Source organism: Bradyrhizobium sp. WYCCWR 13022, assembly GCF_030435535.1.
Lineage (GTDB): Bacteria > Pseudomonadota > Alphaproteobacteria > Rhizobiales > Xanthobacteraceae > Bradyrhizobium.
Genome location: NZ_JAUIZJ010000008.1, coordinates 34482 through 61378 on the forward strand (window position 1 = coordinate 34482; position 26897 = coordinate 61378).

Here is a 26897-nt window from a genome sequence, read left to right on the forward strand (position 1 = left end):
CGTGACTGGCCCGGCGCAACCCCGTAATTTCCGCGCCGCCATCCCGAGAGGAATCAAGGAAACGCCATGGACAAGAAGATGCACGACAAGGGCCTGGAAGTCCGCAAAGCGGTGCTGGGCGAGGCCTACGTCAACAACGCGCTGAAGAACGTCGACGATTTCAACCGTCCGTTCCAGGAGATGCTCAACGAATATTGCTGGGGCACGGTCTGGGGCCGCGAGGAGCTGCCGCGCAAGACCCGCAGCATGCTCAACATCGCGATGATCGCGATCCTCAACCGCCAGCACGAGTTCCGCGCACACCTGAAGGGCGCGCTGACCAACGGCGTCACCCGCGACGAGATCCGCGAGATCCTGATGCAGGTCGCGATCTATGGCGGCATGCCGGCCGCGGTCGACAGCTTTAGAATCGCGCGCGAGGTGTTCGCGGAGATCGACGGGAAGGCATGAGGCCCCATTAGCTCCGACGTCGTCCCGGGGCGCGCGAAGCGCGAGCGCGGGATCCATAACCACAGGCCGATGTGGTTATCGGGACTCGGAGTGACCACTTTCGCACGAACATCTTCTCCCTGGGAATATGGGTCCCGGGCTCGCGCTTCACGATGCCCCGGGACGATGAGCGGAAGATGCGACTCCGCTCTCACGCACAACAACAAACAAAGGAAACACCATGGACATCGGATTTATCGGCCTCGGAAACATGGGTTTGCCGATGGCGCGGCGGCTGATCGAGGCCGGGCACCAGCTGGTCGTGTTCGACACCCGCAAGGAGGTCGTCGACAAGCTGGTCGCGCGCGGCGCCACCGCTGCAACATCGCCGAAGGACGTCGCCGACAAGGTCGAGACCGTGATGGCGAGCCTGCCGTCGCTGCAGGCCTCGCTCGAGGTCGCCACGGGCGCGAACGGCGTGATCGAGGGCAGCCGCGTCAGGCGCTTCATCGACCTGTCCACCGTCGGCTCGGCGATGGCGGCGAAAATTCACGGCCTGCTGGCCAAGCGCGACATCGTTCAGATCGACTGTCCGGTCTCCGGCGGCGTCGGCGGCGCCGAGAAGGGCACGCTGGCGGTGATGGTGTCGGGGCCGAAGGCCGAGTTCGAGCTGTTGAAGCCTGCGCTCGACGTGATCGGAAAGGTGTTCTTCATCGGCGAGAAGCCCGGCGCGGCGCAGACGATGAAGCTCGCCAACAATTTCCTGTCGGCCACGGCGATCGTGGCGACGTCGGAGGCCGTTGTGATGGGCGTGAAGGCCGGGCTCGATCCGGCCGTGATGATCGACGTCATCAATGCCGGCTCGGGCATGAACACGGCAAGCCGCGACAAGTTTCCGCGCTCGGTGCTGCCGCGAACCTTCGATTTCGGCTTCGCCACCGGACTGATGGTGAAGGACGTGCGGCTGGCGCTGGAGGAGATGAAGCAGCTCGGCCTGTCGATGGAAGTCGCCGACGCGGTCGGCCGGCTGTGGGAGACGGTGATCGCTGCGGAAGGCGCCGGGTCCGATTTCACCGCGGCGATCAAGCCGATCGAGAAGAAGGCGGGCGTGATCGTGGGCGGAAAGACGTAACGCTCACGCGAATTGCGCGACCATTGCCGATTCTCCCGGCCAATCAAGCAATTTCGCCGGACGACCGGGTGTCATGCAAGGCTCCCCGCGCTACTGTGCATGGGGTTGTTTTGCAGATTTCGGCCGGCCGCGTCGTGCCGCTTCACAGCCACGGCGCCGGCGTGTCCATCGCGATGAGCTGCTCGACCTCGATGCGCGGACGCACGACCGCGTATTGATCGCCCTTCACCAGCACCTCCGGCACCAGCGGCCGCGTGTTGTAGGTGCCGGCCTGCACCGCCCCATAGGCGCCCGATGTCATGATGGCGATGAGATCGCCCGGCTTCGGCGTCGGCAGGGTGCGGTCGAGGGCGAGATAATCGCCGGTCTCGCAGACCGGACCGACCACGTCGGCCATGATGGTCGCCGCCCCCTTGGCCGGCTCCATCACCGGCAGGATGTCGTGATGCGCCTCATACAGCGTCGGACGGATCAGGTCGTTCATCGCGGCGTCGATGATGACGAAATTCTTGCCGTCGCCGTGCTTCACATAGATGACCCTGGCGACCAGGATGCCGGCATTGCCGACGATCATGCGGCCCGGCTCGAACATCAGCGTGCAGCCGAGATTGTGGCTGACGCGCTTGACCATCGCGGCATAGGCATCCGGCGCCGGCGGTGCCTCGCGGTCCATGTAGTAGGGAATGCCGAGGCCACCGCCGAAATCGACGTGGCTGATGTTGTGGCCGTCGCTGCGCAGCGTCTGCACGAATTCGGAGAGGATGCGAAACGCCGCCTCCATCTTGGAGAGATCGGTGATCTGGCTGCCGATATGGACGTCGGTGCCTGTTACCTCGATGCCCGGCAGTTTCGCGGCACGCGCATAGACCTCGCGGGCGTGCACGATCGGGATACCGAACTTGTTCTCGGACTTGCCGGTCGAGATCTTGGCGTGCGTGCCGGCATCGACATCGGGATTGACGCGGATGGAGATGCGCGCGGTCTTGCCCATCCCGGTCGCAAGGCGCGACAGCAGCTCGAGCTCGGGCTCGGACTCGACATTGAGACAGAGGATGTCGGCGGCGAGCGCGGCGCGCAGCTCGGTCTCGGTCTTGCCGACGCCGGAGAACACGATCTTGCTGGCGGGAATGCCGGCCGCCAGCGCGCGCTTCAGTTCACCACCGGACACGACGTCGGCACCGGCGCCCAGCCTGGCCAGCGTGCGCAGCACCGACTGGTTGGAGTTCGCCTTCATGGCGTAGCAGACCAGCACCTTCTCGCCGGCAAAGGCGTCGGCGAAGACGCGGTAGTGCCGCTCCAGGGTCGCAGTCGAATAGCAATAGAACGGCGTGCCGACGGTCGCGGCCAGCTCGGACAGGTTCACCGCCTCGGCGTGCAGCACGCCGTTGCGATAGTCGAAATGGTTCATGGCGTTGGCTCAGTTATCCCGGCTCATTTCTTGCCGGGAGGTTCGTCCAGGAGCGGGTCGAGGATAAACGGTTTTTTCCTGCCCTTGGTCGCCGCCGGCGCGGCATCCGCGCCGTAGGTCGGATTGAACACGCTCGGCGTCTTCTGGGCTTCGGTCTCGGTGTCGGTCGGCGCGGCAACGTTGGCCGTGGATGCGCTGGAGGCGGTCGGCGGCAGGTCGAGCGGGCCCTTGCGGCCGCAGCCGGCGAGCGCAAGCGCCGTCAGGCTCAAGACAATGATGGCCCACCCCGAGCCGGCCGGGCGAAACTTTGACGTCACGACGAAATCCCCACTACGCGGCGCGCACCATACAGAGATTGGCTCGCTCTGGCGAGAGCCGGAGGGCCATGAAACAAAAGCGAAATTTTCGCCCTCAGCCCAATTTTCGCTCTTTTTCCAGCCGCTTCAGCCAGCTCTTTGCCTGCGACGTCACGTTCTTCGGCGCGGTGCCGCCGAAGCTGGTGCGGCTCTTCACCGACGATTCGACCGAGAGCACGCCGAGCACCTCCTTGGTGATTTTGGGCTCGATCGCCTGCATCTCCTTCAGCGGCAGTTCGTGCAGCGCCACGCCGCCCTCGGCGGCCTTGGCGACGATGCGGCCGGTGACGTGATGAGCCTCGCGGAACGGCATCTTCAGCGTCCGCACCAGCCAGTCGGCGAGATCGGTCGCGGTGGCGTAGCCCTCGCCGGCAGCGGCCTTCATCCTGGCCTCGTCAGGCACGAGGTCGCGGACCATGCCGGTCATGGCGCGGATCGCCAGCGACAGCGCAGCGAAGCCCTCCATGGCGCCCTGCTTGTCCTCCTGCATGTCCTTTTGATAGGCGAGCGGCAGGCCCTTCATCACGATCAGGAGACCATTCAGCGCGCCGATGACGCGGCCGGTCTTGGCGCGGACCAGCTCGGCGGCGTCAGGATTGCGCTTCTGCGGCATGATCGAGGAGCCCGTGGTGAACTTGTCGCTGAGGCGGATCATGCCCACCAGCGGCGAGGTCCAGATCACGATCTCCTCGGCAAAGCGCGACATGTGCACGGCGCAGATCGAGGCCGCCGACAAGGTCTCCAGCACGAAGTCGCGATCCGAGACCGCATCGAGCGAATTTGCCATCGGACGGTCGAACGCCAGCGCCTTCGCGGTGGCATGACGATCGATCGGGAACGAGGTGCCGGCGAGCGCCGCGGCTCCCAGCGGGGATTCATTGAGCCGCTTGCGCGCATCCTGGAAACGGCCGCGATCGCGCGCGGCCATCTCGACATAGGCGAGCAGGTGGTGGCCGAAGGTGACGGGCTGCGCGGTCTGCAGATGCGTGAAGCCCGGCATCACCGTGCCGGCGTGCTCGAGCGCGCGCTCCACCAGCGCCTGCTGGAACGCGGCGAGCGCGGCGTCGGTCTCGTCGACGATGTCGCGGACATAGAGCCGGAAATCGGTCGCGACCTGGTCATTGCGCGAGCGCGCGGTGTGCAGTCGGCCGGCGGCGGGGCCGATCAGCTCCGACAGGCGGCTCTCGACGTTCATATGGATGTCTTCGAGCGCGCGCTTGAACTCGAAGCCGCCCTTGCCGATCTCTGACAAAATCGTGTCTAGACCCCTGCCGATATTTTTCGCATCAGAGGCCGTGATGATGCCCTGGCTGGCAAGCATCGCGGCGTGGGCCTTGGACGCGGCAATGTCCTGGGCAAAGAGGTGACGATCGACGTCGATGGAGACGTTGATCTCTTCCATGATCTCATCGGGACGTTCCGAGAACCGGCCGCCCCACATCTTGTTGCTCATGATCCCCTGCTCACGCCTTGCTTTGCCGCATGTTTGCCGGCCGAGGCCAGCCGTATTAAGAGGCCCCTGATAGCCATATCTGCGACCGGATGACAAACGATATGCTCGACAAGAAGCCCTCCGCCACGCGCCGGATCCCCATCGTCATCGCCACCGTGGCGATCGGCGGGCTGGCCGGCTTCGCCGCGCTGTACGGGCTGGGCCTGAACCGGGCCCCGTCAGGTGATCCGGCCTGCCGCGCGGCGGTCGCCACGGCCCGGAAAATCGCTCCGCTCGCCCATGGCGAGGTGGCTGCGCTGACCATGGCGAGCGCCCCCCTGAAGCTGCCGGACCTGGCCTTCGAGGACGCGGACGGCAAGCCGAAGAAGCTGTCGGATTTCCGCGGCAAGACCGTGCTGGTGAACCTCTGGGCCACCTGGTGCGTGCCGTGCCGGAAAGAGATGCCGGCACTGGACCAGCTCCAGACCAAGCTTTCGGGGCCGAATTTCGAGGTGGTGGCGATCAATATCGACACCCGCGATCCCGAGAAGCCGAAGAACTTCCTGAAAGATGCCAACCTGACCAGGCTCGGCTATTTTACTGACCAGAAAGCCAAGGTTTTCCAGGATCTTAAATCGATAGGTCGGGCGCTGGGCATGCCGACCTCGGTGCTGGTCGATCCGCAGGGCTGCGAAATCGCGACCATTGCGGGACCGGCGGAATGGGCGAGCGACGACGCGCTCAAGCTGCTTCGCGCCGCACTGGGACCGGCTGCCGCGTCGCTTTAGGGAAAATTCAGGCGGTGACGTTGAGGTTGCCGCCGACCCCGGGGCCGACATTGGCAAGCGAAGGCTGACCGGCACCCATCAGCGTCAGGACGGTGGATTTCTCCATGTCCATATTCTGCTTCGTCAGCGTCGCCGCGATATTCGACTGCAGCGCGCCTTGCTGAGAGGCCAGCATGGTGCTGACCATCGCCATCATGTCCATTGCGCAGACCCTCGTACCGGGCCGGACACTAGGCGGAGTGGGTTAACGCGACATGAATTGTCACAAGGCGGAAGGTGCTGCCGCCTTAGCGCGTCGGAACCGGCTTGGCGCCACGGTAGTCGTAGAAGCCGCGCTGGGTCTTGCGACCGAGCCAACCGGCCTCGACGTATTTCACCAGCAGCGGACACGGCCGGTACTTGGAGTCGGCGAGCCCCTCGTGCAGCACCTGCATGATCGAAAGGCAGGTATCGAGGCCGATGAAATCGGCAAGCTCGAGCGGGCCCATCGGATGGTGCGCGCCGAGCTTCATCGCCGCGTCGATCGCCTCGACGTTGCCGACGCCTTCGTACAGCGTGTAGATCGCCTCGTTGATCATCGGCAGCAGGATGCGGTTGACGATGAAGGCCGGGAAATCCTCGGAGACCGCGACCTGCTTGCCGAGCTTGGCGACGAATTCCTTGGACGCCTCGAAGGTCTGGTCGTCGGTGGCGATGCCGCGGATCAGCTCGACCAGCTCCATCAGTGGCACCGGATTCATGAAGTGAATGCCGATGAAGCGCTCTGGCCGGTCGGTGGCAGCCGCAAGGCGGGTGATCGAGATCGAGGACGTGTCGGAGGCGACGATCGCCTCGGGCTTCAAGATCGCGCAGAGGTCATGAAAGATCTTGCGCTTGACCTCTTCCTTCTCGACCGCGGTCTCGATCACGAGATCGCAGTCAGCGAGGTCGTCGAGCTTCTCGGCGAGCGAGATGCGCGCCATCGCCTTGTTCTTGTCGTCCTCGGAGACGGCCTTCTTGGAGACCTGACGCGCCAGATTGCCGTTGATGGTGGCCATGCCCGACTTCAGGCGGTCGGCCGAAATGTCGTTGAGCACCACATCAAAGCCGGCCAAGGCCGCGACATGCGCGATGCCATTGCCCATCTGACCCGCGCCGATCACGCCGACCTTCTTGATCACTGCCGCCATAATGTCATCCACCGGAACGGCGCGCATATCGCGCCCTGCCTATCCCCTGAGCCGGGAGGTCTGATTTGACCAGAAGCCCGATTTAATCAGAACCTTGGCTCGAAACCTAGATTGGATCGCTTCGAAGGCGTGCCCCACGCCAAAGAAAACGCCTCAGAAATGAAACACCGGCCGGGGTTTATACCTCCGGCCGGTGTTTTTGGCGCGTTTTACTTGCCGAGCTTGGCGAGTTCGGCGGTCAGCTCCGGAACCGCCTGGTAGAGGTCGGCGACCAGGCCGTAGTCGGCCACCTGGAAGATCGGTGCATCCTCATCCTTGTTGATCGCGACGATCACCTTGGAGTCCTTCATGCCGGCCAGATGCTGGATCGCGCCGGAAATGCCCACGGCGACGTAGAGCTCGGGAGCCACGACCTTGCCGGTCTGGCCGACCTGCCAGTCGTTCGGCGCATAGCCGGCGTCGACCGCCGCGCGCGAGGCACCGACGCCGGCGCCGAGCTTATCGGCGAGCGGCTCGATGTACTTGGCGAAGTTCTCGCGGCTCTGCATGGCGCGGCCACCGGAGACGATGATCTTCGCCGAGGTCAGTTCGGGACGGTCGCTCTTGGCAACTTCCTCGCCGACGAAGGTCGACAGGCCGGGATCGGCTGCCGCAGCGACGCTCTCGACCGGCGCGCTGCCGCCGGCAGCGGCGGCCGCGAAGGTCGAGGTGCGGACGGTGATGACCTTCTTGGCGTCCTTCGACTTCACCGTCTGGATGGCGTTGCCGGCATAGATCGGACGCTCATAGGTGTCGGGGGCGACCACCTTGATGATCTCCGAGACCTGCATGACGTCGAGCAGAGCGGCGACGCGCGGCATCACATTCTTGAAGCGCGAAGTCGCGGGCGCGACGATCGCGTCATAGGACGGCGCCAGCGAGACGATCAGCGCGGCCAGCGGCTCGGCCAGATCGTGCGCGTAAGCCTCGCCCTCGGCGACCAGCACCTTGGCGACACCAGCGAGCTTCGAGGCCGCCTCGGCCGCAGCCTTGGTGCCCTGCCCGCCACCGGCGACCAGCACGTGAACGTCGCCACCGAGCTGGGAGGCCGCGGTCAGTGCCTTGTTGGTGGAGTCCTTGAGAACTTCGTGTTCGTGTTCAGCAATCAGCAACGTCGTCATCAGAGCACCCCGGCTTCGTTCTTGAGCTTCGACACCAGCTCGGCGACGTCCTTCACCTTGACGCCTGCCTTGCGGCCCGCGGGCTCAGCCGTCTTCAGAACTTCGAGGCGCGCGGTGACGTCGACGCCATAATCGGCGACGGTCTTCTCCGCGATCGGCTTTTTCTTGGCCTTCATGATGTTCGGCAACGAGGCATAGCGCGGCTCATTGAGACGGAGATCGGTGGTGACGATCGCCGGTCCCTTGAGCTTCACGGTCTGCAAGCCGCCGTCGACTTCGCGGGTGACCTTGAAGTCGGAACCTTCGACCTCGAGCTTCGAAGCGAAGGTCGCCTGCGACCAGCCGAGCAGCGCGGCCAGCATCTGGCCGGTCTGATTGCTGTCGTCGTCGATCGCCTGCTTGCCGAGGATGATCAGGCCGGGCTGCTCCTCTTCGGCAACCTTTTTCAGGATCTTGGCGACAGCGAGCGGCTCGACCGTGCCCTCGGCCTTCACAAGGATGCCGCGATCGGCGCCCATGGCAAGACCAGTACGGATCGTCTCCGACGCCTGCGCCGGTCCAATGGAGACCACCACGACTTCGGTCGCCTTGCCGGCCTCCTTCAGGCGCAACGCTTCCTCGACCGCGATTTCGTCGAAGGGGTTCATCGACATCTTGACGTTGGCGAGTTCAACGCCCGATCCATCGCCCTTGACGCGGACCTTGACGTTGTAATCGACCACCCGCTTTACCGGCACTAAGACCTTCATCGATCCTCTTTCACTCAATTTGGGAGGGGGGTATTCAACTGGCGCGGAACCTAAAGGCCTGATCCGGCCCGGTCAACGCGCGACAAGGCCAAATTTTAGACCTTGGAAATGCTGACCTCAATGGGTCAGCGGTTCTGGCCTGGAACCCAGAGGACGTCGCCGGCCCCGTCATGGTTAGCGGCACGGCTGGCCACGAACAGGAAGTCCGACAGGCGATTCATATACTGGATGCCAGCGGCGCCCACAGGCTCGCCGGGCTGGGCCGCCAGTTCCACGATCACGCGTTCCGCCCTGCGGCAAATCGTGCGGGCGACGTGGAGATAGGCGGCAGCTGGCGTGCCGCCCGGAAGCACGAAGGAGGTCAGCGGCGCGAGCTTGTCGTTGAGCGCGTCGATGTCGCGCTCGAGCCGCTCGACCTGGCTCGCCACCACCCGCAGCCGTTCCGCCTTGCCTTCCCGCTCGGGCACCGCGAGATCGGCACCGAGGTCGAACAGATCGTTCTGGATGCGGCCAAGCATCGCGTCGAGCTCCGGCGTATCCTTGGTGTGAAGCCGCACCACGCCGATCGCGGCGTTGGTCTCGTCGACCGTGCCATAGGCCGCGATGCGCAGATCGTATTTCGGACGGCGTTCGCCGGTTCCGAGCGCTGTCGTGCCGTCGTCACCGGTCTTGGTATAGATGCGGTTGAGCACGACCATGTTAGCGCCCCATGGCCCAAACCGCGGTCATTGCAATGACGATCGCGATGAACTGAAGCAGCACGCGCCAGCGCATCAATTTCTGCGAGGTGTTGGGCGAGCCGCCACGCATCATGTTGACGAGACCGAGCAGCAGCACCACCGCCACGGCGGCCACGGCAATCGGCAGGATGAAAGTACTGAGGAGAGATGCCATTTGAGGGTGATAACACCGTGTGCGGCGCTCCGCCATGGCGTTCCCAATCTGGCTTTTGAGCCAAGAATATCAGAAGCTGGCGGGATGATTTCCGATTTGCGTTCATTGCTCGTCCTTTTTGCCTCTGCCCTCGTGCGGGCAGAGGCCGGAATGCGCGCGCAGCGCGGATTCCGGGAAAGGGGGACGCTCCGCGAGTCTCCCTGTCACCGTCCGTGCGGAGAGCCCCCCTCACCCCAACCCTCTCCCCGCAGGCGGGGAGAGGGAGTAGCAGTTGCGGTGTAGGTACCGTGAAGATCCTCCGCACCATCTACGTCGTCGTGGAAGACGCCTTCTACACGTTCCTGGCGGACGATGGCTGGGCGATCGCGAGCCACATCGCGCTCTCGACGCTGATGGCACTGTTCCCGTTCCTGATCGTGCTGACCTCGCTCGCCGGCTTTTTCGGCTCCAAGGAGCTTGCCGACCAGGCCGCGGGGCTGATGCTCCAGGTCTGGCCGAAACAGGTGGCCGATTCCCTGTCCGGCGAGATCCACGATGTGCTGACAACCACACGCACCGGCGTGCTGACGATCGGCGCGGTGCTGTCGGTCTATTTCGCCTCGAACGGTGTCGAGGCGCTCAGGGTCGCGCTGAACCGCGCCTATGCGGTGGTGGAGATGCGGCGTTGGTACTGGCTGCGGCTGGAATCGATCGGCTACACGCTGGTCGCCGCCTTCACCGCGCTCGCCATGGCGTTCCTGATCGTGCTTGGCCCGCTTTTCATCGAGGCGGCGCGGCGCCACATTCCGCTGTTCGTCGAATCCAACGAGAGCATCCTCACCTGGGTGCGCTACGGCATCACCATCGGCGCGCTGGTGGTGGCGCTGTTCATCCTGCACGCCTGGCTGCCGGCGGGGCGACGCGGCTTCTTCCAGATCCTGCCCGGCATCGTCTTCACGATGGGAGCATCGCTGATCTCCGGCATCGTGTTCGGACAATACCTGGCGCGCTTCGCGAACAACTACGTGACGATGTATGCGGGGCTCGCCTCGGTGATCATCGCGCTGGTGTTTCTTTATTTCATTGCCGCGATCTTCGTTTTCGGCGGCGAGCTCAACGCCGCGATCATCAAGTCGCGACTTCCTCACGGCGTGTCGCTTCAAGCAGCGCAGTCGCTAAAGCCCGCGGGGACACAGGCTTGACCAGGAAGGCGTCGGCGCCAGCCGCGCGCGACGCCGCCTCGTCCTCGCCGCGGCCGGACACGCCGATGATCGGGATCCGAGCCAGCGGCGCCTGCATCCTGCGAATCCGCTTGATGGCCTCGACGCCGTCGATGCCGGGCAACACCATGTCCATCAGCACCGCGTCGAAGCCGCCCTGCGCGAGCCGGTTCACCGCATCCTCGCCGCGCCCGATGAACTCGGCATGATGACCGAGCTCGGTCAGGATCGTGTTGAGCACGACACGGCCGAATGGATTGTCCTCGACGCTGAGCACGCGCAGCGCCGCCAGCGCATCCGCCTCGCCGCCCTCGGCCTTGCGCGACTTCGCCGGCCCGGTCGCATCGAGCGTAACCGTCAGGGTGAAGGTGGCGCCGCCACCGCGCCGCGGCGCGACCGTGATGTCGCCGCCCATCGCGCGCGCCAGTTGCTTCACCGAGGACAGACCGAGCCCGGCGCCACCGAAGCGCGAGGCGATAGTGACATTGGCCTGGGTGAACGGACGAAACAGCCGCTTGATCTCGGCCAAGGTCAAGCCGATACCGCTGTCGGAGACCGAGAAGGCAACACCGACACGGCGCGTGTCCTTCTCTTTGCCTTTGCCGCTTGCTTTGCCCTTGGCTGGACGCCAGGGCGCGGCCGAGATTGCAACAGCACCCCGGTCGGTGAATTTCACTGCATTGTCGATCAGGTTCTCGAGCGCGGCGCGGAGGCGGACGGGATCGCCGACCACTAGTCCCGGCAGCTTGTCGGAGATCTCGACCTCGGCCTGGAGACCCTTGGCGGCGGCGCGGCCGGCGAGCGAATCGCCGGTGCTGCGGGCGAGCGCCCGCAGGTCGAACAGGTCCTGCCGCAGCGCGCTGCCACCAGCGCCCTTTCCGGTCTTGGCGGCATCGACGAACAGCGTGGCGAGGTTGGCCAGATGCTCGGCTCCCGCCTTGATGGTATCGGCCCAGCGCCGCTCGCGTTCGCCGAGGTCGGAGGTCGACAGCAGGTCGCTGATCGCGAGAATCCCGGTCAGAGGTGTGCGGACCTCATGGGCAAAGGCTGCGAGCGCAGCCTGGATCACGTCGGGGGCAACGGCCTTGGCGCTGCGCGTGCGCACTTTACCGACCGCCCCGGACCGCTTCCGAGGCGGTTGCCTGGACTTTCGCGTGGTGCGCGCTGCGCGCGTTTTCGCCGCCATAAATCCCCTTCGAAGTGTTCCCCTTCGAACCCCCGGGCTATGGGCCAAGCATCGCACGGCGGAACCCCCGGAGTCACGGCGGTGTTTGGCTAACCCCCAGAGAAACTTAGCCTAATCCTACAGCCTTGCGGACACCCGCGGGCGAGGAGCCGGCCGCACGCAACTCTCGCAAGCCGGTCGAGCGGTCCGATTTCGACAGCTTCCGCCCATCCGCATCGCGAATCAGGGTGTGGTGGCGGTAGGCGGGCTCCGGCAAGCCGAGCAAGGCCTGAAGCAACCGGTGGACCGAGGTGGCGTGGAACAGATCCTGGCCGCGCACGATCTCGCTCACGCCCTGGAGCGCGTCGTCGACCACCACGGACAGATGGTAGCTGGTCGGGATCTCCTTGCGGGCGAGAATCACGTCGCCCCACGCCTCGGGCCGCGCGACGACCAGGCCGCGCTCGCCATCGGGCCCCTCGCCTAGTTCATTCCAGGTCAGACCGGAGACGCGCCGGCAAGCCGCTGCCATGTCGAGGCGCAAGGCGTAGGGCAAACCGGAATCGATCAGGCGCGACCGCTCGCTGACGGGCAGCGATTTCGCGTCACCGGGATAGACCGGCGCGCCATCGGGATCACGCGGCCACGGCCCATCGGCCTCGCGCCCGGCGACGAGCCTCGCGATCTCGGCACGGCTTTCAAAGGCGGGATAGACGAGGCCGAGTGCGGCGAGTTTTTCCAGCGCAGCGCGATAGTCGGCGAGATGCTCCGATTGCCGCCGCACCGGCGTGTCCCAGGCGATCCCGAGCCAGCCGAGGTCTTCGTAGATCGCAGCTTCATATTCCGGCCGGCAGCGCGTCGCGTCGATGTCCTCGATTCGCAGCAGGAGCCTCCCGCCGGCTTCCCGCGCTCGGTCGAAGTTGAGCAGCGCGGAATAAGCGTGGCCGAGATGCAGGTGGCCGTTGGGGCTGGGGGCAAATCGGAAAACGGGTGGCGCCATATGCAAAGATCTCATCATGGCCGGGCTCGATCCGGCCATCTTCTGTTACGATAGGAGATGGATGCGCGGGTCAAGCCTGTGCATGACAAGTAGAGCTGCGATGACCATCCACCTTGAAACCCAGTCTGATCTCGAAGAAGCTGTCCACGCGCTGGTCGAGCGCGATCCGCGCCTCAAGCCGGTGCTTGATGTGGCGGGCATGCCGGCGCTGCGGCGGCGCGAGCCGGGCTTTGCTGGGCTGGCGCACATCGTGTGCGGACAACAGCTTTCAACCGCGAGCGCAGCGGCAATCTGGGGACGGCTGTCCGCGGCCTTCGACCCGTTCGATCATGAGGCCGTGCGTCGCGCCCGCATCGACCGGCTGGGGCGGCTCGGCCTGTCCGCCGCCAAGATCAAGACGCTGAAACATCTTTCGCGCGAAATCATCGCCGAGCGGCTGAACCTCGACGTGCTCGCCGAAGAAGACGCCGATGCCGCGCATCACACCCTGGTCTCGCTGCCCGGCATCGGGCCGTGGACGGCCGACGTCTATCTCTTGTTCTGCCTCGGCCACGGCGATGCCTGGCCCGCTGGCGACCTCGCCGTGCAGGAGGGAATCAAGATCGGCCTCGGCCTGAAGGCGCGACCGACGGAAAAGCAGATGGCGCCGCTCGCCGAACCCTGGCGTCCCCTGCGCGGCGCCGCCGCGCATCTGTGGTGGAGCTACTACCGCGCGGTGAAGAAGCGCGAGGGCATCATCGCCGGCAAAGCGAACGCAGTTTCAAACAATGTTGCTGTTGCAAAGCGCGCAGCCGTAAAGGAGAAGATGCCGGCACGGAAAAAGCCGGGACCCTCACCATGACATCGACCGACTTCGTCGTCGCGCGCAACGATCTCGAGCAATGCAAACTGATCGAGACGGCCCTTCCGGATGCGGCCACGCTGCCCGCGGATGCGCTTCTGGTGAAGGTCGAGCGCTTCGCGTTCACCGCCAACAACATCACCTATGCCGTGATGGGAGACGAACTGAAATACTGGCAGATCTTTCCGGCGCCGCAGGGATTTGGCAACATCCCGGTGTGGGGCTTCGGCGAAGTCATCGCCTCGCGACATCCCGGCATCGCCGCGGGCGAACGACTGTTCGGCTATTTCCCGATGGCGACGCACCTCGTCATCGAAGCCGCAGACGTCAGCAAGCGCGCGCTTCGTGACGGCGCCGAGCACCGCAAGCAGGTCTCGCCGGTCTACAATCTCTATTCCCGCGTGACCGGCGACCTCGCTTTCGCCGGGCATCAGGGCGACCTCCAGGCGCTGCTGCGGCCGCTGTTCATGCTGTCGTTCCTGGTCGACGACTTCCTCGCCGAGAACGACGATTTCGGCGCACGCACCGTGCTGCTGTCGAGCGCTTCGAGCAAGACCGCATTCGGCCTCGCGCATCTGCTGCACAGCCGCGGCCGCAGGGTGATCGGGCTGACGTCATCGGGCAATACCGGCTTCGTCTCGTCGCTTGGCTGCTATGACGACGTCGTCACCTATGACCGCGTCGCGTCATTGCCGTCAGACGCGGCCGTCGCCTTTGTCGACATGGCCGGTAACAGCGCGCTGCGGGTCGATCTGCACCGGCATTTTGGTGACCAGATGAAGTGCTCGGTGCGCGTCGGTTTGACGCATCGCGCCACCGACGCGGACGAGGGCGTGCTGCCCGGCGCAAAGCCGCGTTGGTTCTTCGCGCCAGACCACATCCGCAAGCGTGCCAAGGATTGGGGACCCGGCGGGATCGAACAGCGTTTTGGCGCGGCCTGGTCGGGCTTCGCGCCGATGCTGGAGAGATGCCTCCGCGTGGTTGAGAGCCGTGGTCCGGAGGCGGTGCAGCGCACTTATCTCGATACGCTCAAGGGGCGCATTCCGCCCGAGCAGGGCCACATGCTTTCTCTGCTCAGGTAAAGCGCTTCTGGCATCGCTTGATCCGGTATAGCGTTCCTCTCGAGGGAGGTCGCGCATGCTTGATCGCACGAAGGATATGGCTGTCTCCGCGCAAGCCTGGCTCGATGAGTTCGAGCGTGCGTTGCGCGAGCCTGGTCGCGGCGCGCTCGACCGCCTCTTCCTCGCCGACTGCTATTGGCGCGATGTGCTGGCGCTGAGCTGGAACCTGCAAACGCTTGCGGGCCGCGACGCGGTCGCGCAAGCACTGACCGCGCTCGCGCCCAAGGCGTCTCCGGCGAATTTCAAGATCGCGCCGAACCGCGCGGCGCCGCGCCGGGTGACGCGCGCCGGCACCAGCAACATCGAGGCCATCTTCAATTTCGAGACCGCGCTTGGTCGCGGCAGCGGCATCGTGCGGCTCGTACCCGACCCCGCCGACGGCGACCGGCTGAAGGCGTGGACACTGCTCACCGCACTCGAGGAGCTCAAGGGGTTCGAGGAGCAGCTCGGCAGCTCGCGACCGCGGGGACAGGCCTATTCGCGCGATTTCCGCGGGCCGAACTGGCTCGACCTGCGCAATGCCTCGCGCGACTACGCCGACCGCGATCCGGCCGTACTGGTGGTCGGCGGCGGCCAGGCCGGGCTCGCGATCGCAGCGCGGCTGAAGCAATTGCAGATCGATACGCTGATCGTCGATCGCGGGGCGCGGATCGGCGATGTCTGGCGCAAGCGCTATCACGCGCTCACCCTGCACAACCAGGTGCAGGTCAATCACATGCCTTACATGCCGTTCCCGCCGAGCTGGCCGACCTACATCCCCAAGGACAAGCTCGCGAGCTGGTTCGAGGCATACGTCGATGCGATGGAGCTGAACTTCTGGACCGGCACGGAATTCGAAGGCGGCGACTATGACGACGCCAATGGCCACTGGACGGTGACGTTGCGCCGCGCCGACGGCAGCAAGCGCATCATGCATCCACGCCACGTGATCATGGCGACCGGCGTCAGCGGCATCGCGAACATCCCTGATATTCCGACTCTCGATCGTTTTAAGGGTACGCTGCTGCATTCCAGCCGTTACGAGGACGGCGAAGTCTGGACCGGAAAGCGCGCCATCGTCATCGGCTCCGGCAACAGCGGTCACGACATTGCGCAGGATCTTTACTCCAGCGGCGCAGAGGTGACGCTGGTGCAGCGCTCGCCGACGCTGGTCACCAACATCGAGCCGTCGGCGCAGCTCGCTTATGCGACCTACAATGAGGGCACGCTGGAGGACAACGACCTGATCGCAGCGTCGATGCCGACGCCGCTTGCGAAGAAGACTCACGTGATGCTGACGGAGCAATCGAAGGAACTCGACAAGGAGCTGCTCGACGGCCTCCGCCGCGTCGGCTTCAAGCTCGACTTCGGCGAGGCAGGCACCGGCTGGCAGTTCAAATACCTCACCCGCGGCGGCGGCTACTATTTCAACGTCGGCTGCTCCAACCTGATCGTCGAGGGCGCGATCAAGCTGAAGCAGTTCGAGGACATCGAGAGCTTTACGGCCGACGGCGCGCAGATGAAGGACGGTACGGCCATTCCGGCCGATCTCATCGTGCTCTCGACCGGCTACAAGTCCCAGGAATATCTGGTGCGAAAGCTGTTCGGCGATGCCATCGCCGACCGCGTCGGCCCGGTCTGGGGCTTTGGCGACGGCCTCGAGCTGCGCAACATGTATGCGCGCACGAACCAATCAGGCCTGTGGTTCATCGCAGGCAGCCTCGCCCAGTGCCGGATCAACTCGAAATTCCTCGCATTGCAGATCAAGGCGATCGAGGAAGGGATTTTGGGGCGGGCGTAACCACAATCGTCTCCCGCAATGACAAGAGGAGAGAGCACCATGCCAGCCATTCTCGGCACCGGCGAGCACCGCTACCGCGTCGTCGAAAACTTCGCGAAGCTTCCCGACGGCTGGCAGCTCACCGACGTCGCCTCTGTCGCGGTCGACAGCACGGACCGGATCTACGTCTTCAACCGCGGCGAACATCCGATGGTGGTGCTGGACCGCGAGGGCAATTTCCTCCGAAGTTTTGGCGAAGGCCTGTTCTCCCGCGCGCATGGCCTGCACATCGACGCTGACGACAATCTCTATTGTACCGATGACGGCGACCACACCGTGCGCAAATGCAGCGCCGACGGCAAGGTGCTGCTGACGATCGGTATCCCCAAGAAGCCTGCGCCGTTCATGAGCGGCGAACCGTTCCACCGCTGCACTCACACGGCGCTGTCGCCGAAGGGCGAGATCTACGTTTCCGACGGCTATGGCAATGCGCGCGTGCACAAATACACGCCCGATGGCAAGCTGATCAAAAGCTGGGGCGAGCCGGGCACCGACCCCGGCCAGTTCAACATCGTGCACAATATTGCGACTGATGCCGACGGCTGGGTCTATGTCGCCGACCGCGAGAACCATCGCGTGCAGGTGTTCAACGGCGAGGGCAAATACGAGACGCAGTGGAACAACCTCCACCGCCCTTGCGCGCTGTGCTGTTGCGGCGGGGCGAAGAGCCCGACCTTCGTGATCGGCGAGCTCGGTCCCGGCATGGCGGTCAACCGCAAGGTGCCCAATCTCGGCCCGCGGCTGTCGATCGTCGATGCCACGGGAAAGCGCATCGCGCGGCTCGGCGGCGAAGAAGGTCCAGGCGTTGCCAGCGGAAAATTCCTCGCGCCCCACGGCATCGCGCTGGATTCGAAGGGCGACATCTATGTCGGCGAAGTCGGCGTCACCGACTGGAAGACCAGTTTTCCGGACGACGAGATGCCGGCCGCGGTGCGCGCAACGCGCTGTCTGCAGAAGCTGGAGCGGGTGCGGGAGTAGCTGCCGCAGCAGGGCGCGACGCGCTGGAGACGGCTCGGCGCCGGCCACAACTCTCCCCAAATCACGGCGTTTTTGAGCGTTTGCCACCCCGCCGCCGTATTGCTTGCACCTGAATAAGTCGCTCAACGGGCTTCACAATCCCGTCACGCTGCATGTAGTATGTCAGTACATGCTGCTTCGCAGCGTATATTGGAGGCCGGGAGCGTTACTTGAACGCACATGTCTCGCAAGGCAGTTGGCCGGTGCTGGTCCTCAACGCGGACTTTCGGCCGCTGAGTTACTACCCACTGTCTCTGTGGTCGTGGCAGGACGCGATCAAGGCGGTGTTCCTCGACCGCGTCAACATCGTAGCGCATTACGATCAAGCGGTTCACAGTCCGACGCTGCAAATGCAGCTGCCGAGCGTGGTTTCGCTCAAATCCTTCGTCAAGCCGACCACCCATCCCGCCTTCACCCGGTTCAACGTCTTCCTGCGCGATCGTTTCGCCTGCCAATATTGCGGCTCGCCCGAAGACCTCACCTTCGACCATATCATCCCGCGCAGCAAAGGCGGCCAGACCACCTGGGAGAACGTGGTCGCGGCGTGCTCGCCCTGTAATTTGCGCAAGGGCAATCTGACACCCGCACAGGCCAAGATGTTTCCGCGGCAGAGCGCGTTCGCGCCCACCGTGCACCAGCTTCACCGCAACGGCCGCCTGTTCCCGCCCAATTATCTGCACGACAGCTGGCTGGACTATCTCTACTGGGATACGGAGCTGGATCCGTAGAGCGGGCCGGTAACCAGACCGGCCGAATCCGCCCTAATTCGTTACCGTCCCTTAAACCTCCGATGGCAATTTGGCAGGGATCTGCGGACGTGCCCCAACAGCCGCGGACGGTCATTCCGAGGTCCCAGTCTCATGCTCGCCGAAACACTGGAACAGCTCCAGGCTTCGCCTTCGAAGCAGAGAACCTATGTGCGTTTCGTGCTGGCGGCGCTGGCGGTGATCGTCGCCTTCAAGACCTTCTGGTTCGCCCGCTGGGGCGGCTGGGCCGATCGCGAACTCGCCGACTTCGATGCCTTCCACATCGTCGCGCAGCACGTCTGGCTCGGCGATCTCGAGCAAGTCTATCATTTCGAGGCCCTGCTGAAGATGCAGATCGCGGCCGCCGGCGGCAAGACCAGCTTCATGCCGTGGACCTATCCGCCGCAGTACGATGTCCTGATGGCGCCGTTTGCATTCGTTTCGGTCGGCATCGGCTACCTCCTGTTCACCGCCGCAACGCTGGCGCTCTATCTCGTGACGCTGCACAGGATTGCACGCAACAATTTCGCGCAGGTTCTGGTGATCGTCTTTCCGGCGCTCGCGATCACGATCGGTTGCGGCCAGAACGGCTTTCTGACGGGTGCATTGGTTGGCCTCGTCTGCCTCAATCTGGAGCGGCGGCAGATCATCGCCGGTCTCGCGCTCGGCGCCATGGTGATCAAGCCGCACCTTGCGATTGCCGCCGGCGTCTATCTGCTGGCAACGCGCCGCTGGGTCACGGTGGCGGTCGCCGCCACTCTGGTGCTGGCGAGCTCCCTCGTCTGCACGCTGATGTTTGGGTGGCAAATCTGGACTGCGTGGCTCGGCGCAATCAGGGAATCGGCGAGCTATCTCGAGCAGGGTTTCTATCCCCTCTTCCGCATGGTCTCGGCCTACGCCGCACTCTATACGGCGGGCGTCCCTGCCAGCGTCGCCTTCTGGGGACAAGCCGCCATCGCGGCGATTGCCCTGCTCGCGATCCTGCTTGCAATCTTCCTCGGCGCAGCGCGCGGAATATCGGCCCAGTTCGCGCTCGGCATTGCCGCCATGGTATCGGTGATGATCAGCCCCTACGCCTATGACTACGACCTTCCGATGCTCGGCATCGGCCTGGCGCTGCTGCTGCCCGAACTCGGCAAGGTAGCGACCTCACGCGAGCGCAGCGTCATGTATGGACTGATCCTGCTCGCCGGCGGCTATGGGCTGCTGCAATCGGCGCGCATCGCGGCGCAGTTCGGACAGAAGGGCGAGCTCTCCCCGCATGTCGCGCCCGCGATCGCCGGCCTCGCCATGATCGCCTTGCTCGCTCTGCTGCTGAAGATGTTGTGGCGCGCAGCACAGCCGGCCAAGATGCTGCAACAAGCTGCGGAATAGCGCCGCTAGGCCCGCTGCAAGGCCAGCGTCACGCCGCCGAGCGTGAGCGCCATCGCGGCCCATTCGCGCAAGCCCAGCGGCTCGCCCAAAATGATCGCGGCGGAGACCACGCCAATCACCGGCACGATCAGCATGCCCGTCGAGGCCGAGGTCGGCGGCAAGCGGCGCAGCGTCTCGAACCAGGTGACGTAGCAGACGCCCATCGGTACCAGCGTCATGTAGACGAAACAGCCGAGCCCCAGGGGCGTGATCGCGGAAACGTTCGGATGCTCGAACAGAACGCCCAGGACGAGCATGGTGGCGCAGCCAAGCCCGACCTGCCAGGCGACGACGACAAGCGGCGGCAGCGGCAACGGCTTGCGGTTGAGCACATTGCCGAGCGCGAACAGGATGGCGCAGAGCAGCGCCAATCCGATGCCGAGCAGCTTGCCGGCGCCAAAGACAAAGCCGTTGCCGCTCAGCAGCAGCGCGACCCCAACGACGCCGAGGACGAGCCCAAACATGTCCCGGACGGTCGGCCGCGTGTGCAGCACCGGCCAGGCGAACAGCATGGCCCAGATCGGCATGGTGTAGGCGAGCAGGGCACCCTCACCCACGCTGACATATTTCATCGCGACCGTGCCGAGGCCCATCCAGGCGAAAACGTTGGTCAACGTCGCAAACAGCAGCCGCGGGATCGCCTCGCGCGGAACGGCAAGCTGCTCCTTCCGGCTGAGCGCCAGCATGGCGAAAATGAAGGAGGCGGAGACGCCGGCGAGACCGCGGGCGAACAGCGGCGGCCATTGCTGCAGCAACAGCTTCATCAATGGCCAATTCAGCGCCCATCCGGCCGCCGTCACGCCAAGGCAGAGAAAGCCGATCGTCCTGTCGCGCCGCACCGAATCCATGGATAGCGCTTAGCAGGCAAGGGGGGCATGCTCCACCTCGGCTGGCGCATGCTGGCCATCGCGGACGACGGAACCGGAAAGGCCGGCGTCCGTTCAAATCGAGAGCCCATGCGGCGGCTGACGCCGCCGCGCAACCCAGGGAGGCTCATCATGCCCACAGCCGAGAAGGATCACGTCTACAAGATCCTGGAACTGGTCGGATCGTCCGAGACCTCGATCGAGGACGCCATCAAGAATGCCGTCAGCAGGGCGTCCAAGACCATCCGCGAGATGAAATGGTTCGAGGTGGTGCAGACGCGCGGCCACATCGAGAACGGCACGGTGCGCCACTACCAGGTGACACTGCGCGTCGGGTTCACGCTGGAAGGGTAAGGCAGTCTTGCGTCCGGCAGCACCTCGGATATCACTCTGATCGCGGCCGGACGTCCCGGCCATCCGAGAGTGCTGCCGTGACTGGTGCGATCAAGCTCGTCCTCTTCGACATGGACAATGTCCTCTGCGACTATGACAGGGGAAAGCGCGTCGCGCGCCTGGCGGAGCTTGCCGGATCGACGGACGCAGTTGTCCACCAGGCGATCTGGGACAGCGGCTTCGAGTTGCTCGGCGATTCCGGCACGCTCGATGCCGACGATTATCTGCGGGGCTTCGGCGAACGCATCGGCTATCCGCTGTCGCTCGACGAATGGGTAGAGGCGCGACGCCGCTCGATGCAGGCCGATCGCGCCATGCTGGAGATCGTCGGGGATTTGCGCCGAACCGTCGACATTGCGGTCCTGACCAACAATACCACGCTGGTCGCCGATCACATCGATACGCTGCTGCCGGAATTACGACCGCTGTTCGGCTCCAAGATCTACACCTCGGCCCAGTTCAGGACCGCGAAGCCAGACCCGCTCTGCTACCGCCGCTGCGTTTCAGAACTCAAGGTCCGTCCCGAGACGGTCCTCTTTGTCGACGACCTCGCGGCCAATGTTGCCGGCGCCAGGGAAGCCGGCCTCCTTGCGCATCACCACACGTCGGTGAGAGCGTTCAGGCAAGCCCTTTTGGGTCACGGCCTGCTTCGTGCGCGATGAGCGCATTCGACGTCAGGCGAGATCGGCGCCGCGCCGCTCCGGGATCAGCACGAGCAACGCCACGATGTCGATCAGGTAGAGCAGTGCAAGACCTGCGATCGCGGTCGGAAACCCATAAGCGGCACTCACGATGCCGACGACCAGCGGACCGAAGCCGGCGACCGCGCGACCAATGTTGAAGAACACGTTCTGTGCCGTGGCGCGCACCGCGGTCGGATATAGCTCGCTCATCAAGGCGCCGTAGCCACCGAGCATGCCGTTGACGAAGAAGCCCATTACAGCCCCGCCAATCAGCAGCGCACCGGCGCTGGTGAGCTGCGAATAGACCACCACCATGACGGCCGCGCCGAGCATGTAGGTCAGGAACGCCGCCCGGCGGCCGAAACGGTCGGCCGCATGACCGAACAGGAAGATGCCAAGCGCCATGCCGGCGATGGTGACTGATGTCCAGAGCGCCGATTGCGTCAAGCCATAGCCGAACCGCGTCGAGAGATAGTTCGGCAACCAGATCATGATGCCGTAGTAGCCGAAATTCTGCACCGAGCAGAGGATGATCATCCCGATGCCGATTCGAGTGGTCTCCGCATCGGCCACGAGTGCGCGAAGCGACGAGCCGGTATCCGCCGCCTTTGCCTTGTACGCGATGAAGACGTCTGGTTCGTGCAGCTTGCGACGGATCGCATAGGCAATCACCGCCGGAAAGACCCCGAGCGCAAACATTCCGCGCCAGCCGATGATCGGCAACAGGGCCGGCGTCACCAGCGCCGCCGTGAGCACGCCGAACTGCCAGCCGAGCCCGACATAGGACGTCGCCCGCGCGCGCTTGCTCGCAGGCCAGGCCTCGGCCACCAGCGCCATGCCGATGCCGAACTCGCCGCCGAGACCAATGCCGGCAATGGCCCGGTAGGCCAGGAGGTCCCAATAGCCCCGTGCCAGCGCGCAGAGCCCGGTGAAGACCGCGAACAGGACGATGCTCCAGGTCAGGACCCGCACGCGGCCAAGCCGGTCCGACAGCATGCCGAAGACGAGCCCGCCGACGACCGCGCCGACCAGGGTCCCCGTTACGAGCGAGGCCGCCTGCGGCTGGGTGAGATGAAGATCTGTAGAAATCGCCGTCAGCATGAAGCCGAGGATAAGGAGATCGAACCCATCCATCGCGTAGCCGAGCGCCGATCCCCACAACGCCCGTCGTGCTTCCGCATCGCGATCCGTCGCAGCCGTATCAACCGCGCCGAGAGTAGCGTCCTGTACCTGGCTCATGCGTTCCCCTACGTCAGCCGGTCCCGCGCGATCAAGGCCTTGGAGGCCTATGCACCGCGCAACTCAGGCCAGATGGCACGCCACGAAATGCCCGCCTGCGCCTTCCTTCAGCTCCGGCGCGCTTTCAGCGCAGCGCGGCTGCGCGATCGGGCAGCGGGTATGGAAATGACAGCCTGACGGCGGCTTCATCGGGCTCGGCACGTCGCCCTTGAGGCGGATGCGGTTACGCTTGAGCTTGGGATCCGGCACCGGCACCGCGGAGAGCAGCGCCTTGGTATAAGGATGCTGCGGATTGCGATAGAGGTCGCTTGCCTTCGCCAACTCGACGATACGGCCGAGATACATCACTGCGACACGGTCCGAGATGTGCTCGACCACCGAGAGGTCGTGCGCGACGAAGAGATAGGTGAGATTCAGTTCGGCCTGGAGATCCTCCAGCAGGTTGATGACCTGCGCCTGGATCGAGACGTCGAGCGCGGAAACCGGCTCGTCGCAGACGATCAATTTCGGCTCAACCGCGAGTGCACGCGCGATCACGATGCGCTGGCGCTGACCGCCGGAAAATTCATGCGGATAGCGGCGCATGTGCTCGGCCTTCAGGCCGACCTTCACGAGCAGGCCCGCGACGCGGTCCTCGCGCTCCCTGGCGTTGGCGGCGAGATCGTGGATGGTGAACGCCTCGCCGAGGATGGAGCCCACAGTCATGCGCGGATTGAGCGAGGCGAACGGATCCTGGAACACCAGCTGCATGTTCCGCCGCATCGCCCGCAGATCGGTGCCGCCGAGCTTGCCGACATCCTGGCCGTCGAACACGACTTCGCCGTCGGTCGGCTCGATCAGGCGGAGCACGCAACGCCCCGTCGTCGATTTGCCGCAACCGGACTCGCCGACGAGACCGAGCGTCTCGCCGCGATTGACCGAGAACGACACGCCATCGACCGCGTAGACGGTGGCGACCTGGCGCGACAACAGGCCGCCCAGCACGGGGAAATGTTTCTTCAGGCCGCTGACGCGGAGCAGGGGCTCGCTCATGCCGCGCCTCCCAGCCGTGTGTCGCCGAGATGGCAGGCCATGCGGTGGCCCGGCGCGATCTCGCGCAACGGCGGCTCCTTCTCGGTGCAGACGTTCATGGCGAACTTGCAGCGCGGCGCGAAGCGGCAACCGACCGGCGGATTGATCAGGATCGGCACCGAGCCGCCGATCGCCTCGAGCCGCGTCTTGTGCTCGCTGTCGAGATCGATACGCGGGATCGAGCGGATCAGGCCCTGCGTGTAGGGATGGCGGGGATCGGCGAAGAGATCGTCGACACCGGCCTCCTCCACCACCTTGCCGGCATACATCACGACGACGCGCTGTGCCGTCTCGGCGACGACGCCCATGGCATGGGTGATCAGCATCACCGCCATGCCGAAGCGTTCCTTCATGTCCTGGAGCAAATCGAGAATCTGCGCCTGGATGGTGACGTCGAGCGCGGTGGTCGGCTCGTCGGCAATGATGAGCTTGGGCTTGCAGGCGAGCGCCATCGCGATCATCACGCGCTGGCGCATGCCGCCGGAAAACTGGTGCGGATAATTGTGCACGCGGCCTTCCGCATTGGGGATCTGGACAAGCTTCAGCATCTCGATGGTGCGCGCGAGCGCCTGCTTCTTGGTCACGGCCTCGTGCCGGCGCAGGCTCTCGGCGATCTGCTCGCCGACCGTCAGCACCGGATTGAGCGAGGTCATCGGCTCCTGGAAGATGAAGCCGATCTCCTTGGCCCTGATGTCGTCGAGCTGGTTGCTCGTCAGCGGCACCAGATCGCGGCCCTCGAAGATGATCTCGCCGGCCGCGATGCGGCCCGGCGGCATCGCGATCAGCTTCAGGATCGACATCGCGGTAACGGTCTTGCCGCAGCCGGATTCGCCGACGACGCAGAGCGTCTCGCCCTTGTTGATGGTGATGTCGACGCCGTCGACGGCCTGGAGGATGCCGTCGTCGGTGGAGAAGTGAGTCTTGAGACCCTTGATCTCGAGCAGCGGCGCCATCAGATCACCCGTCGCGCATCGAGCGCGTCACGCAGACCGTCGCCGATGAAGTTGATGGCGACCACCGCGATGAAGATCGCCCCGCCGGGAAACAGCGCCCAGTGCGGGCCGATGTCGAGGAAGTCCTTGGCGTCGAACAGCAACCGTCCCCAGGTCGGGGTGTCAGGCGGAAAGCCGAGACCGAGGAAGGACAGCGTCGATTCCGCGATGATGGCGGCTGCGACGTCGATGGTGCCGGCGATGATCACGGGACCGACGGCATTGGGCAGAATGTGACGCACCACCTGCCGCACCGGGCTCGCACCAAGCGCGCGCGCGGCCTCGACGAATTCCTTCTCGCGGATCGACAGGAACTGCGCGCGCACGAGGCGCGCCACGGGCATCCAGCGCAGGCCGCCGATCACGAGCACGATCAGGATGAAGATGCCGCCTTCGGGGCCGAACACCGCCTTCAGCCCGTCGCGGAACAGGTAGATCAGCATGAGGAGCAGCGGCAGCTGCGGCAGCGACAGGAAGAGATCGGTGAGCCACATCAGCCCGTGTCCCAGCGCGCCCCGCGACATGCCGGCAAGCGCGCCAATCAGCGTTCCCACGAACACGGAGACCAGCATCGCGGCGAGCCCCACCGCGAGCGAGATGCGGCCGCCATAGATCATGCGGGCGAGAATGTCCTGCCCGAGATCATCGGTTCCGAAGGGATGGTCGAGCGAAGGTCCCTGCAGGCTCGCGGTAATATCGATGTCGTTGATCTGGACGTGCCATACGAAGGGACCGAGCACCACCGCCAGGATGAGAACGAGCAACAGGAGCGCGCTCACGACCGCGAGCTTGTGCCTGCGATAGCGCCGCCACGTTTCGCGCCAGGGCGAGTAGACGGCCCGCCCGGAGGTCCGCTCAGCGGAAGGAGATGCGAGGGTCAAGCCAGCCATAAAGGACGTCCGCGATGAGATTGAACAGCACGACGAGGCACGCGAAGACGAAGGTGACCGCCATCACCACCGGCGTATCGTTGGCCAAAATTGAGGAGATGAGCAGCGATCCGATGCCGGGAATACGGAAGATCTGCTCGGTGACGATGGCGCCGCCGAACACCGCGGGCATCTGCAACGCGATCAGGGTAACAACCGGGATCATTGCGTTGCGCATCACGTGCTTGACGATGACCTTGGCTTGTCCAAGGCCTTTGGCGCGCGCCGTGGTGACGTAGTCGAGCCGGATCACGTCGAGCATGGCGGAGCGAACGAAGCGGGTCATGGACGCCGCCTGGAACAGGCCGAGCACCATCACCGGCATGATCGCCTGCCGGATCATCTCCAGCACCCAGCGAATGCCGGTCGCATCGATATCGGTCGAATAGACGAAGGGCAACCAGTCCAGCCTGACCGAGAAGATCAGGATGAACAGGATGCCCGTGAAGAAGGTCGGCAGCGAGAAGCCGACGAAAGCGAGCGTATTGGCGATCTGGTCGAACAGCGAATATGGCTTGGTCGCCGCATAGACGCCGACCGGAATCGCGACTAGCAACGCGAGAAGCTGCGCGGAGCCGATCACGTAGAGCGTGGTCGGCAGGCGCTGCAGGATGAGTTGATCGACATCCATCCGGCTGACGAAGGAGAAGCCCCAATCGCCATGCGCCATGGCCGAGAGCCAGTGCAGGTAGCGAAGATAAACCGGATCGTCGAGGCCGAACTTCGCCCGAAGCGCGAGAGCGACTTCGGGCGGAACGTTCGGATTGGTCGCCAGGTCCGAGAAGGGATCGCCGGGGGCCAAAGCCAACACGACGAACAACACGAGCGAAATCCCGAGCAAACTCGGAATCGCGATCAACAGGCGACGCAGGACATACTGACTCAT

General features: G+C 64.7%; 29 protein-coding genes. 12 read left to right on the plus strand and 17 right to left on the minus strand.

Annotation, left to right across the window (positions count from 1 at the left end; translation table 11 throughout):
- Positions 1-66: 66 nt before the first annotated feature.
- On the plus strand, positions 67-450 hold the full coding sequence (locus QY049_RS13295; protein WP_008567285.1) for a carboxymuconolactone decarboxylase family protein: 384 nt from the start codon (positions 67-69) through the stop codon (positions 448-450).
- 220 nt (positions 451-670) lie between these two features.
- On the plus strand, positions 671-1561 hold the full coding sequence (locus tag QY049_RS13300; RefSeq protein WP_194478061.1) for an NAD(P)-dependent oxidoreductase: 891 nt from the start codon (positions 671-673) through the stop codon (positions 1559-1561).
- Between the two features lie 142 nt (positions 1562-1703).
- Here QY049_RS13300 and lysA read toward each other — a convergent pair whose 3' ends face one another.
- The 3 genes from lysA to argH all read right to left on the minus strand — a co-directional run bounded on the left by lysA (position 1704) and on the right by argH (position 4778).
- Positions 1704-2969 (minus strand): diaminopimelate decarboxylase, encoded by a 1266-nt coding sequence (gene lysA, locus QY049_RS13305; RefSeq protein ID WP_258763988.1) that lies wholly within the window; start codon positions 2967-2969, stop codon positions 1704-1706.
- 23 nt (positions 2970-2992) lie between these two features.
- Positions 2993-3286 (minus strand): lipoprotein, encoded by a 294-nt coding sequence (locus tag QY049_RS13310; RefSeq protein WP_194478063.1) that lies wholly within the window; start codon positions 3284-3286, stop codon positions 2993-2995.
- 94 nt (positions 3287-3380) lie between these two features.
- Positions 3381-4778, minus strand: coding sequence for an argininosuccinate lyase (gene argH / locus QY049_RS13315; RefSeq protein WP_258763989.1), 1398 nt, complete (start codon positions 4776-4778; stop codon positions 3381-3383).
- Between the two features lie 101 nt (positions 4779-4879).
- Between argH and QY049_RS13320 the strand changes: the two genes are divergently transcribed.
- Positions 4880-5545 (plus strand): TlpA disulfide reductase family protein, encoded by a 666-nt coding sequence (locus QY049_RS13320; RefSeq protein WP_258763990.1) that lies wholly within the window; start codon positions 4880-4882, stop codon positions 5543-5545.
- Positions 5546-5552: 7 nt separating this feature from the next.
- Here the strand turns inward: QY049_RS13320 and QY049_RS13325 are convergent, their stop codons facing one another.
- The 6 genes from QY049_RS13325 to QY049_RS13350 all read right to left on the minus strand — a co-directional run bounded on the left by QY049_RS13325 (position 5553) and on the right by QY049_RS13350 (position 9517).
- Positions 5553-5747 (minus strand): hypothetical protein, encoded by a 195-nt coding sequence (locus tag QY049_RS13325; RefSeq protein WP_212297328.1) that lies wholly within the window; start codon positions 5745-5747, stop codon positions 5553-5555.
- Between the two features lie 85 nt (positions 5748-5832).
- On the minus strand, positions 5833-6714 hold the full coding sequence (locus QY049_RS13330) for a 3-hydroxybutyryl-CoA dehydrogenase (protein ID WP_194478067.1): 882 nt from the start codon (positions 6712-6714) through the stop codon (positions 5833-5835).
- Positions 6715-6923: 209 nt separating this feature from the next.
- The gene (locus tag QY049_RS13335; protein ID WP_194478068.1) at positions 6924-7874 is read right to left on the minus strand and encodes an electron transfer flavoprotein subunit alpha/FixB family protein; all 951 of its coding nucleotides are present in this window, start codon (positions 7872-7874) and stop codon (positions 6924-6926) included.
- Complete coding sequence (locus tag QY049_RS13340; RefSeq protein ID WP_194478069.1) at positions 7874-8623, minus strand: electron transfer flavoprotein subunit beta/FixA family protein; 750 nt, start codon at positions 8621-8623, stop codon at positions 7874-7876. Before QY049_RS13340 ends, QY049_RS13335 begins: the two co-directional genes overlap by 1 nt.
- Positions 8624-8748: 125 nt before the next feature.
- Positions 8749-9321, minus strand: coding sequence for a cob(I)yrinic acid a,c-diamide adenosyltransferase (locus QY049_RS13345; RefSeq protein WP_194478070.1), 573 nt, complete (start codon positions 9319-9321; stop codon positions 8749-8751).
- 1 nt (position 9322) lies between these two features.
- On the minus strand, positions 9323-9517 hold the full coding sequence (locus tag QY049_RS13350) for a twin transmembrane helix small protein (RefSeq protein ID WP_194478071.1): 195 nt from the start codon (positions 9515-9517) through the stop codon (positions 9323-9325).
- A 287-nt stretch (positions 9518-9804) separates the two neighbouring features.
- Between QY049_RS13350 and QY049_RS13355 the strand changes: the two genes are divergently transcribed.
- Complete coding sequence (locus QY049_RS13355) at positions 9805-10698, plus strand: YihY/virulence factor BrkB family protein (RefSeq protein WP_194478072.1); 894 nt, start codon at positions 9805-9807, stop codon at positions 10696-10698.
- Here the strand turns inward: QY049_RS13355 and QY049_RS13360 are convergent.
- Together QY049_RS13360 and gluQRS are read right to left on the minus strand one after the other, a co-directional pair.
- Positions 10625-11902, minus strand: a complete 1278-nt coding sequence (locus QY049_RS13360; RefSeq protein WP_258763992.1) for an ATP-binding protein — start codon at positions 11900-11902, stop codon at positions 10625-10627. The two genes, QY049_RS13355 and QY049_RS13360, sit on opposite strands and share 74 nt — an antisense overlap.
- A gap of 106 nt (positions 11903-12008) precedes the next feature.
- On the minus strand, positions 12009-12881 hold the full coding sequence (gene gluQRS / locus QY049_RS13365) for a tRNA glutamyl-Q(34) synthetase GluQRS (protein WP_258763993.1): 873 nt from the start codon (positions 12879-12881) through the stop codon (positions 12009-12011).
- Between the two features lie 100 nt (positions 12882-12981).
- Here gluQRS and QY049_RS13370 point away from each other — a divergent pair, with 100 nt between their 5' ends.
- From QY049_RS13370 to QY049_RS13395, 6 genes are all read left to right on the plus strand, one after another.
- On the plus strand, positions 12982-13722 hold the full coding sequence (locus tag QY049_RS13370) for a DNA-3-methyladenine glycosylase (protein ID WP_258767077.1): 741 nt from the start codon (positions 12982-12984) through the stop codon (positions 13720-13722).
- Positions 13719-14804 carry a DUF2855 family protein gene (locus QY049_RS13375; RefSeq protein ID WP_258763994.1) on the plus strand — a complete coding sequence of 362 codons (1086 nt, stop codon included), beginning with the start codon at positions 13719-13721 and terminating at the stop codon, positions 14802-14804. Before QY049_RS13370 ends, QY049_RS13375 begins: the two co-directional genes overlap by 4 nt.
- A 55-nt stretch (positions 14805-14859) precedes the next feature.
- Entirely contained in the window at positions 14860-16623 is a 1764-nt protein-coding gene (locus QY049_RS13380) for an NAD(P)/FAD-dependent oxidoreductase (protein ID WP_258763996.1), read from the plus strand.
- 39 nt (positions 16624-16662) lie between these two features.
- A complete protein-coding gene (locus QY049_RS13385; RefSeq protein ID WP_258763997.1) occupies positions 16663-17640 on the plus strand; it encodes a peptidyl-alpha-hydroxyglycine alpha-amidating lyase family protein in 978 nt (325 codons plus the stop codon).
- Between the two features lie 209 nt (positions 17641-17849).
- Positions 17850-18407 (plus strand): HNH endonuclease, encoded by a 558-nt coding sequence (locus QY049_RS13390; protein WP_008142962.1) that lies wholly within the window; start codon positions 17850-17852, stop codon positions 18405-18407.
- A 132-nt stretch (positions 18408-18539) separates the two neighbouring features.
- Entirely contained in the window at positions 18540-19799 is a 1260-nt protein-coding gene (locus QY049_RS13395; protein WP_258763998.1) for a glycosyltransferase family 87 protein, read from the plus strand.
- Between the two features lie 5 nt (positions 19800-19804).
- Here the strand turns inward: QY049_RS13395 and QY049_RS13400 are convergent, their stop codons facing one another.
- A complete protein-coding gene (locus tag QY049_RS13400) occupies positions 19805-20686 on the minus strand; it encodes a DMT family transporter (protein ID WP_258763999.1) in 882 nt (293 codons plus the stop codon).
- 150 nt (positions 20687-20836) lie between these two features.
- Here QY049_RS13400 and QY049_RS13405 point away from each other — a divergent pair, with 150 nt between their 5' ends.
- Positions 20837-21058 carry a dodecin gene (locus QY049_RS13405; protein ID WP_194478166.1) on the plus strand — a complete coding sequence of 74 codons (222 nt, stop codon included), beginning with the start codon at positions 20837-20839 and terminating at the stop codon, positions 21056-21058.
- Positions 21059-21135: 77 nt separating this feature from the next.
- Entirely contained in the window at positions 21136-21759 is a 624-nt protein-coding gene (locus QY049_RS13410; RefSeq protein WP_367401189.1) for an HAD family hydrolase, read from the plus strand.
- A gap of 12 nt (positions 21760-21771) precedes the next feature.
- On the opposite strand, the gene QY049_RS13415 is transcribed toward QY049_RS13410, so the two are convergent.
- The 5 genes from QY049_RS13415 to QY049_RS13435 form a co-directional block, all read right to left on the minus strand.
- On the minus strand, positions 21772-23019 hold the full coding sequence (locus QY049_RS13415) for an MFS transporter (RefSeq protein ID WP_258764000.1): 1248 nt from the start codon (positions 23017-23019) through the stop codon (positions 21772-21774).
- Positions 23020-23082: 63 nt separating this feature from the next.
- Positions 23083-24051: an ABC transporter ATP-binding protein gene (locus QY049_RS13420; protein WP_194478169.1), complete on the minus strand. Its 969-nt coding sequence runs from the start codon at positions 24049-24051 to the stop codon at positions 23083-23085.
- On the minus strand, positions 24048-25043 hold the full coding sequence (locus tag QY049_RS13425) for an ABC transporter ATP-binding protein (RefSeq protein WP_194478170.1): 996 nt from the start codon (positions 25041-25043) through the stop codon (positions 24048-24050). The genes QY049_RS13420 and QY049_RS13425 overlap by 4 nt, the downstream gene beginning before the upstream one ends.
- Positions 25043-25972: an ABC transporter permease gene (locus QY049_RS13430; RefSeq protein ID WP_194478171.1), complete on the minus strand. Its 930-nt coding sequence runs from the start codon at positions 25970-25972 to the stop codon at positions 25043-25045. Before QY049_RS13430 ends, QY049_RS13425 begins: the two co-directional genes overlap by 1 nt.
- Entirely contained in the window at positions 25938-26897 is a 960-nt protein-coding gene (locus QY049_RS13435) for an ABC transporter permease (RefSeq protein ID WP_194478172.1), read from the minus strand. The genes QY049_RS13430 and QY049_RS13435 overlap by 35 nt, the downstream gene beginning before the upstream one ends.

Bases quoted from the DNA above. Each gene is read 5' to 3' on its own strand.
- QY049_RS13400 (WP_258763999.1), bottom strand. From the start codon at position 20,686: ATGGATTCGGTGCGGCGCGACAGGACGATCGGCTTTCTCTGCCTTGGC.
- QY049_RS13330 (WP_194478067.1), bottom strand. From the start codon at position 6,714: ATGGCGGCAGTGATCAAGAAGGTCGGCGTGATCGGCGCGGGTCAGATG.
- QY049_RS13405 (WP_194478166.1), top strand. From the start codon at position 20,837: ATGCCCACAGCCGAGAAGGATCACGTCTACAAGATCCTGGAACTGGTC.
- QY049_RS13335 (WP_194478068.1), bottom strand. From the start codon at position 7,874: ATGACGACGTTGCTGATTGCTGAACACGAACACGAAGTTCTCAAGGAC.
- lysA (WP_258763988.1), bottom strand. From the start codon at position 2,969: ATGAACCATTTCGACTATCGCAACGGCGTGCTGCACGCCGAGGCGGTG.
- QY049_RS13385 (WP_258763997.1), top strand. From the start codon at position 16,663: ATGCCAGCCATTCTCGGCACCGGCGAGCACCGCTACCGCGTCGTCGAA.
- QY049_RS13375 (WP_258763994.1), top strand. From the start codon at position 13,719: ATGACATCGACCGACTTCGTCGTCGCGCGCAACGATCTCGAGCAATGC.
- QY049_RS13325 (WP_212297328.1), bottom strand. From the start codon at position 5,747: ATGGACATGATGGCGATGGTCAGCACCATGCTGGCCTCTCAGCAAGGC.
- QY049_RS13380 (WP_258763996.1), top strand. From the start codon at position 14,860: ATGCTTGATCGCACGAAGGATATGGCTGTCTCCGCGCAAGCCTGGCTC.
- QY049_RS13295 (WP_008567285.1), top strand. From the start codon at position 67: ATGGACAAGAAGATGCACGACAAGGGCCTGGAAGTCCGCAAAGCGGTG.
- QY049_RS13435 (WP_194478172.1), bottom strand. From the start codon at position 26,897: ATGAGTCAGTATGTCCTGCGTCGCCTGTTGATCGCGATTCCGAGTTTG.
- QY049_RS13420 (WP_194478169.1), bottom strand. From the start codon at position 24,051: ATGAGCGAGCCCCTGCTCCGCGTCAGCGGCCTGAAGAAACATTTCCCC.
- QY049_RS13430 (WP_194478171.1), bottom strand. From the start codon at position 25,972: ATGGCTGGCTTGACCCTCGCATCTCCTTCCGCTGAGCGGACCTCCGGG.
- QY049_RS13360 (WP_258763992.1), bottom strand. From the start codon at position 11,902: ATGGCGGCGAAAACGCGCGCAGCGCGCACCACGCGAAAGTCCAGGCAA.
- QY049_RS13340 (WP_194478069.1), bottom strand. From the start codon at position 8,623: ATGAAGGTCTTAGTGCCGGTAAAGCGGGTGGTCGATTACAACGTCAAG.
- QY049_RS13300 (WP_194478061.1), top strand. From the start codon at position 671: ATGGACATCGGATTTATCGGCCTCGGAAACATGGGTTTGCCGATGGCG.
- QY049_RS13345 (WP_194478070.1), bottom strand. From the start codon at position 9,321: ATGGTCGTGCTCAACCGCATCTATACCAAGACCGGTGACGACGGCACG.
- QY049_RS13395 (WP_258763998.1), top strand. From the start codon at position 18,540: ATGCTCGCCGAAACACTGGAACAGCTCCAGGCTTCGCCTTCGAAGCAG.
- QY049_RS13425 (WP_194478170.1), bottom strand. From the start codon at position 25,043: ATGGCGCCGCTGCTCGAGATCAAGGGTCTCAAGACTCACTTCTCCACC.
- QY049_RS13415 (WP_258764000.1), bottom strand. From the start codon at position 23,019: ATGAGCCAGGTACAGGACGCTACTCTCGGCGCGGTTGATACGGCTGCG.
- gluQRS (WP_258763993.1), bottom strand. From the start codon at position 12,881: ATGGCGCCACCCGTTTTCCGATTTGCCCCCAGCCCCAACGGCCACCTG.
- QY049_RS13370 (WP_258767077.1), top strand. From the start codon at position 12,982: ATGACCATCCACCTTGAAACCCAGTCTGATCTCGAAGAAGCTGTCCAC.
- QY049_RS13350 (WP_194478071.1), bottom strand. From the start codon at position 9,517: ATGGCATCTCTCCTCAGTACTTTCATCCTGCCGATTGCCGTGGCCGCC.
- QY049_RS13320 (WP_258763990.1), top strand. From the start codon at position 4,880: ATGCTCGACAAGAAGCCCTCCGCCACGCGCCGGATCCCCATCGTCATC.
- argH (WP_258763989.1), bottom strand. From the start codon at position 4,778: ATGAGCAACAAGATGTGGGGCGGCCGGTTCTCGGAACGTCCCGATGAG.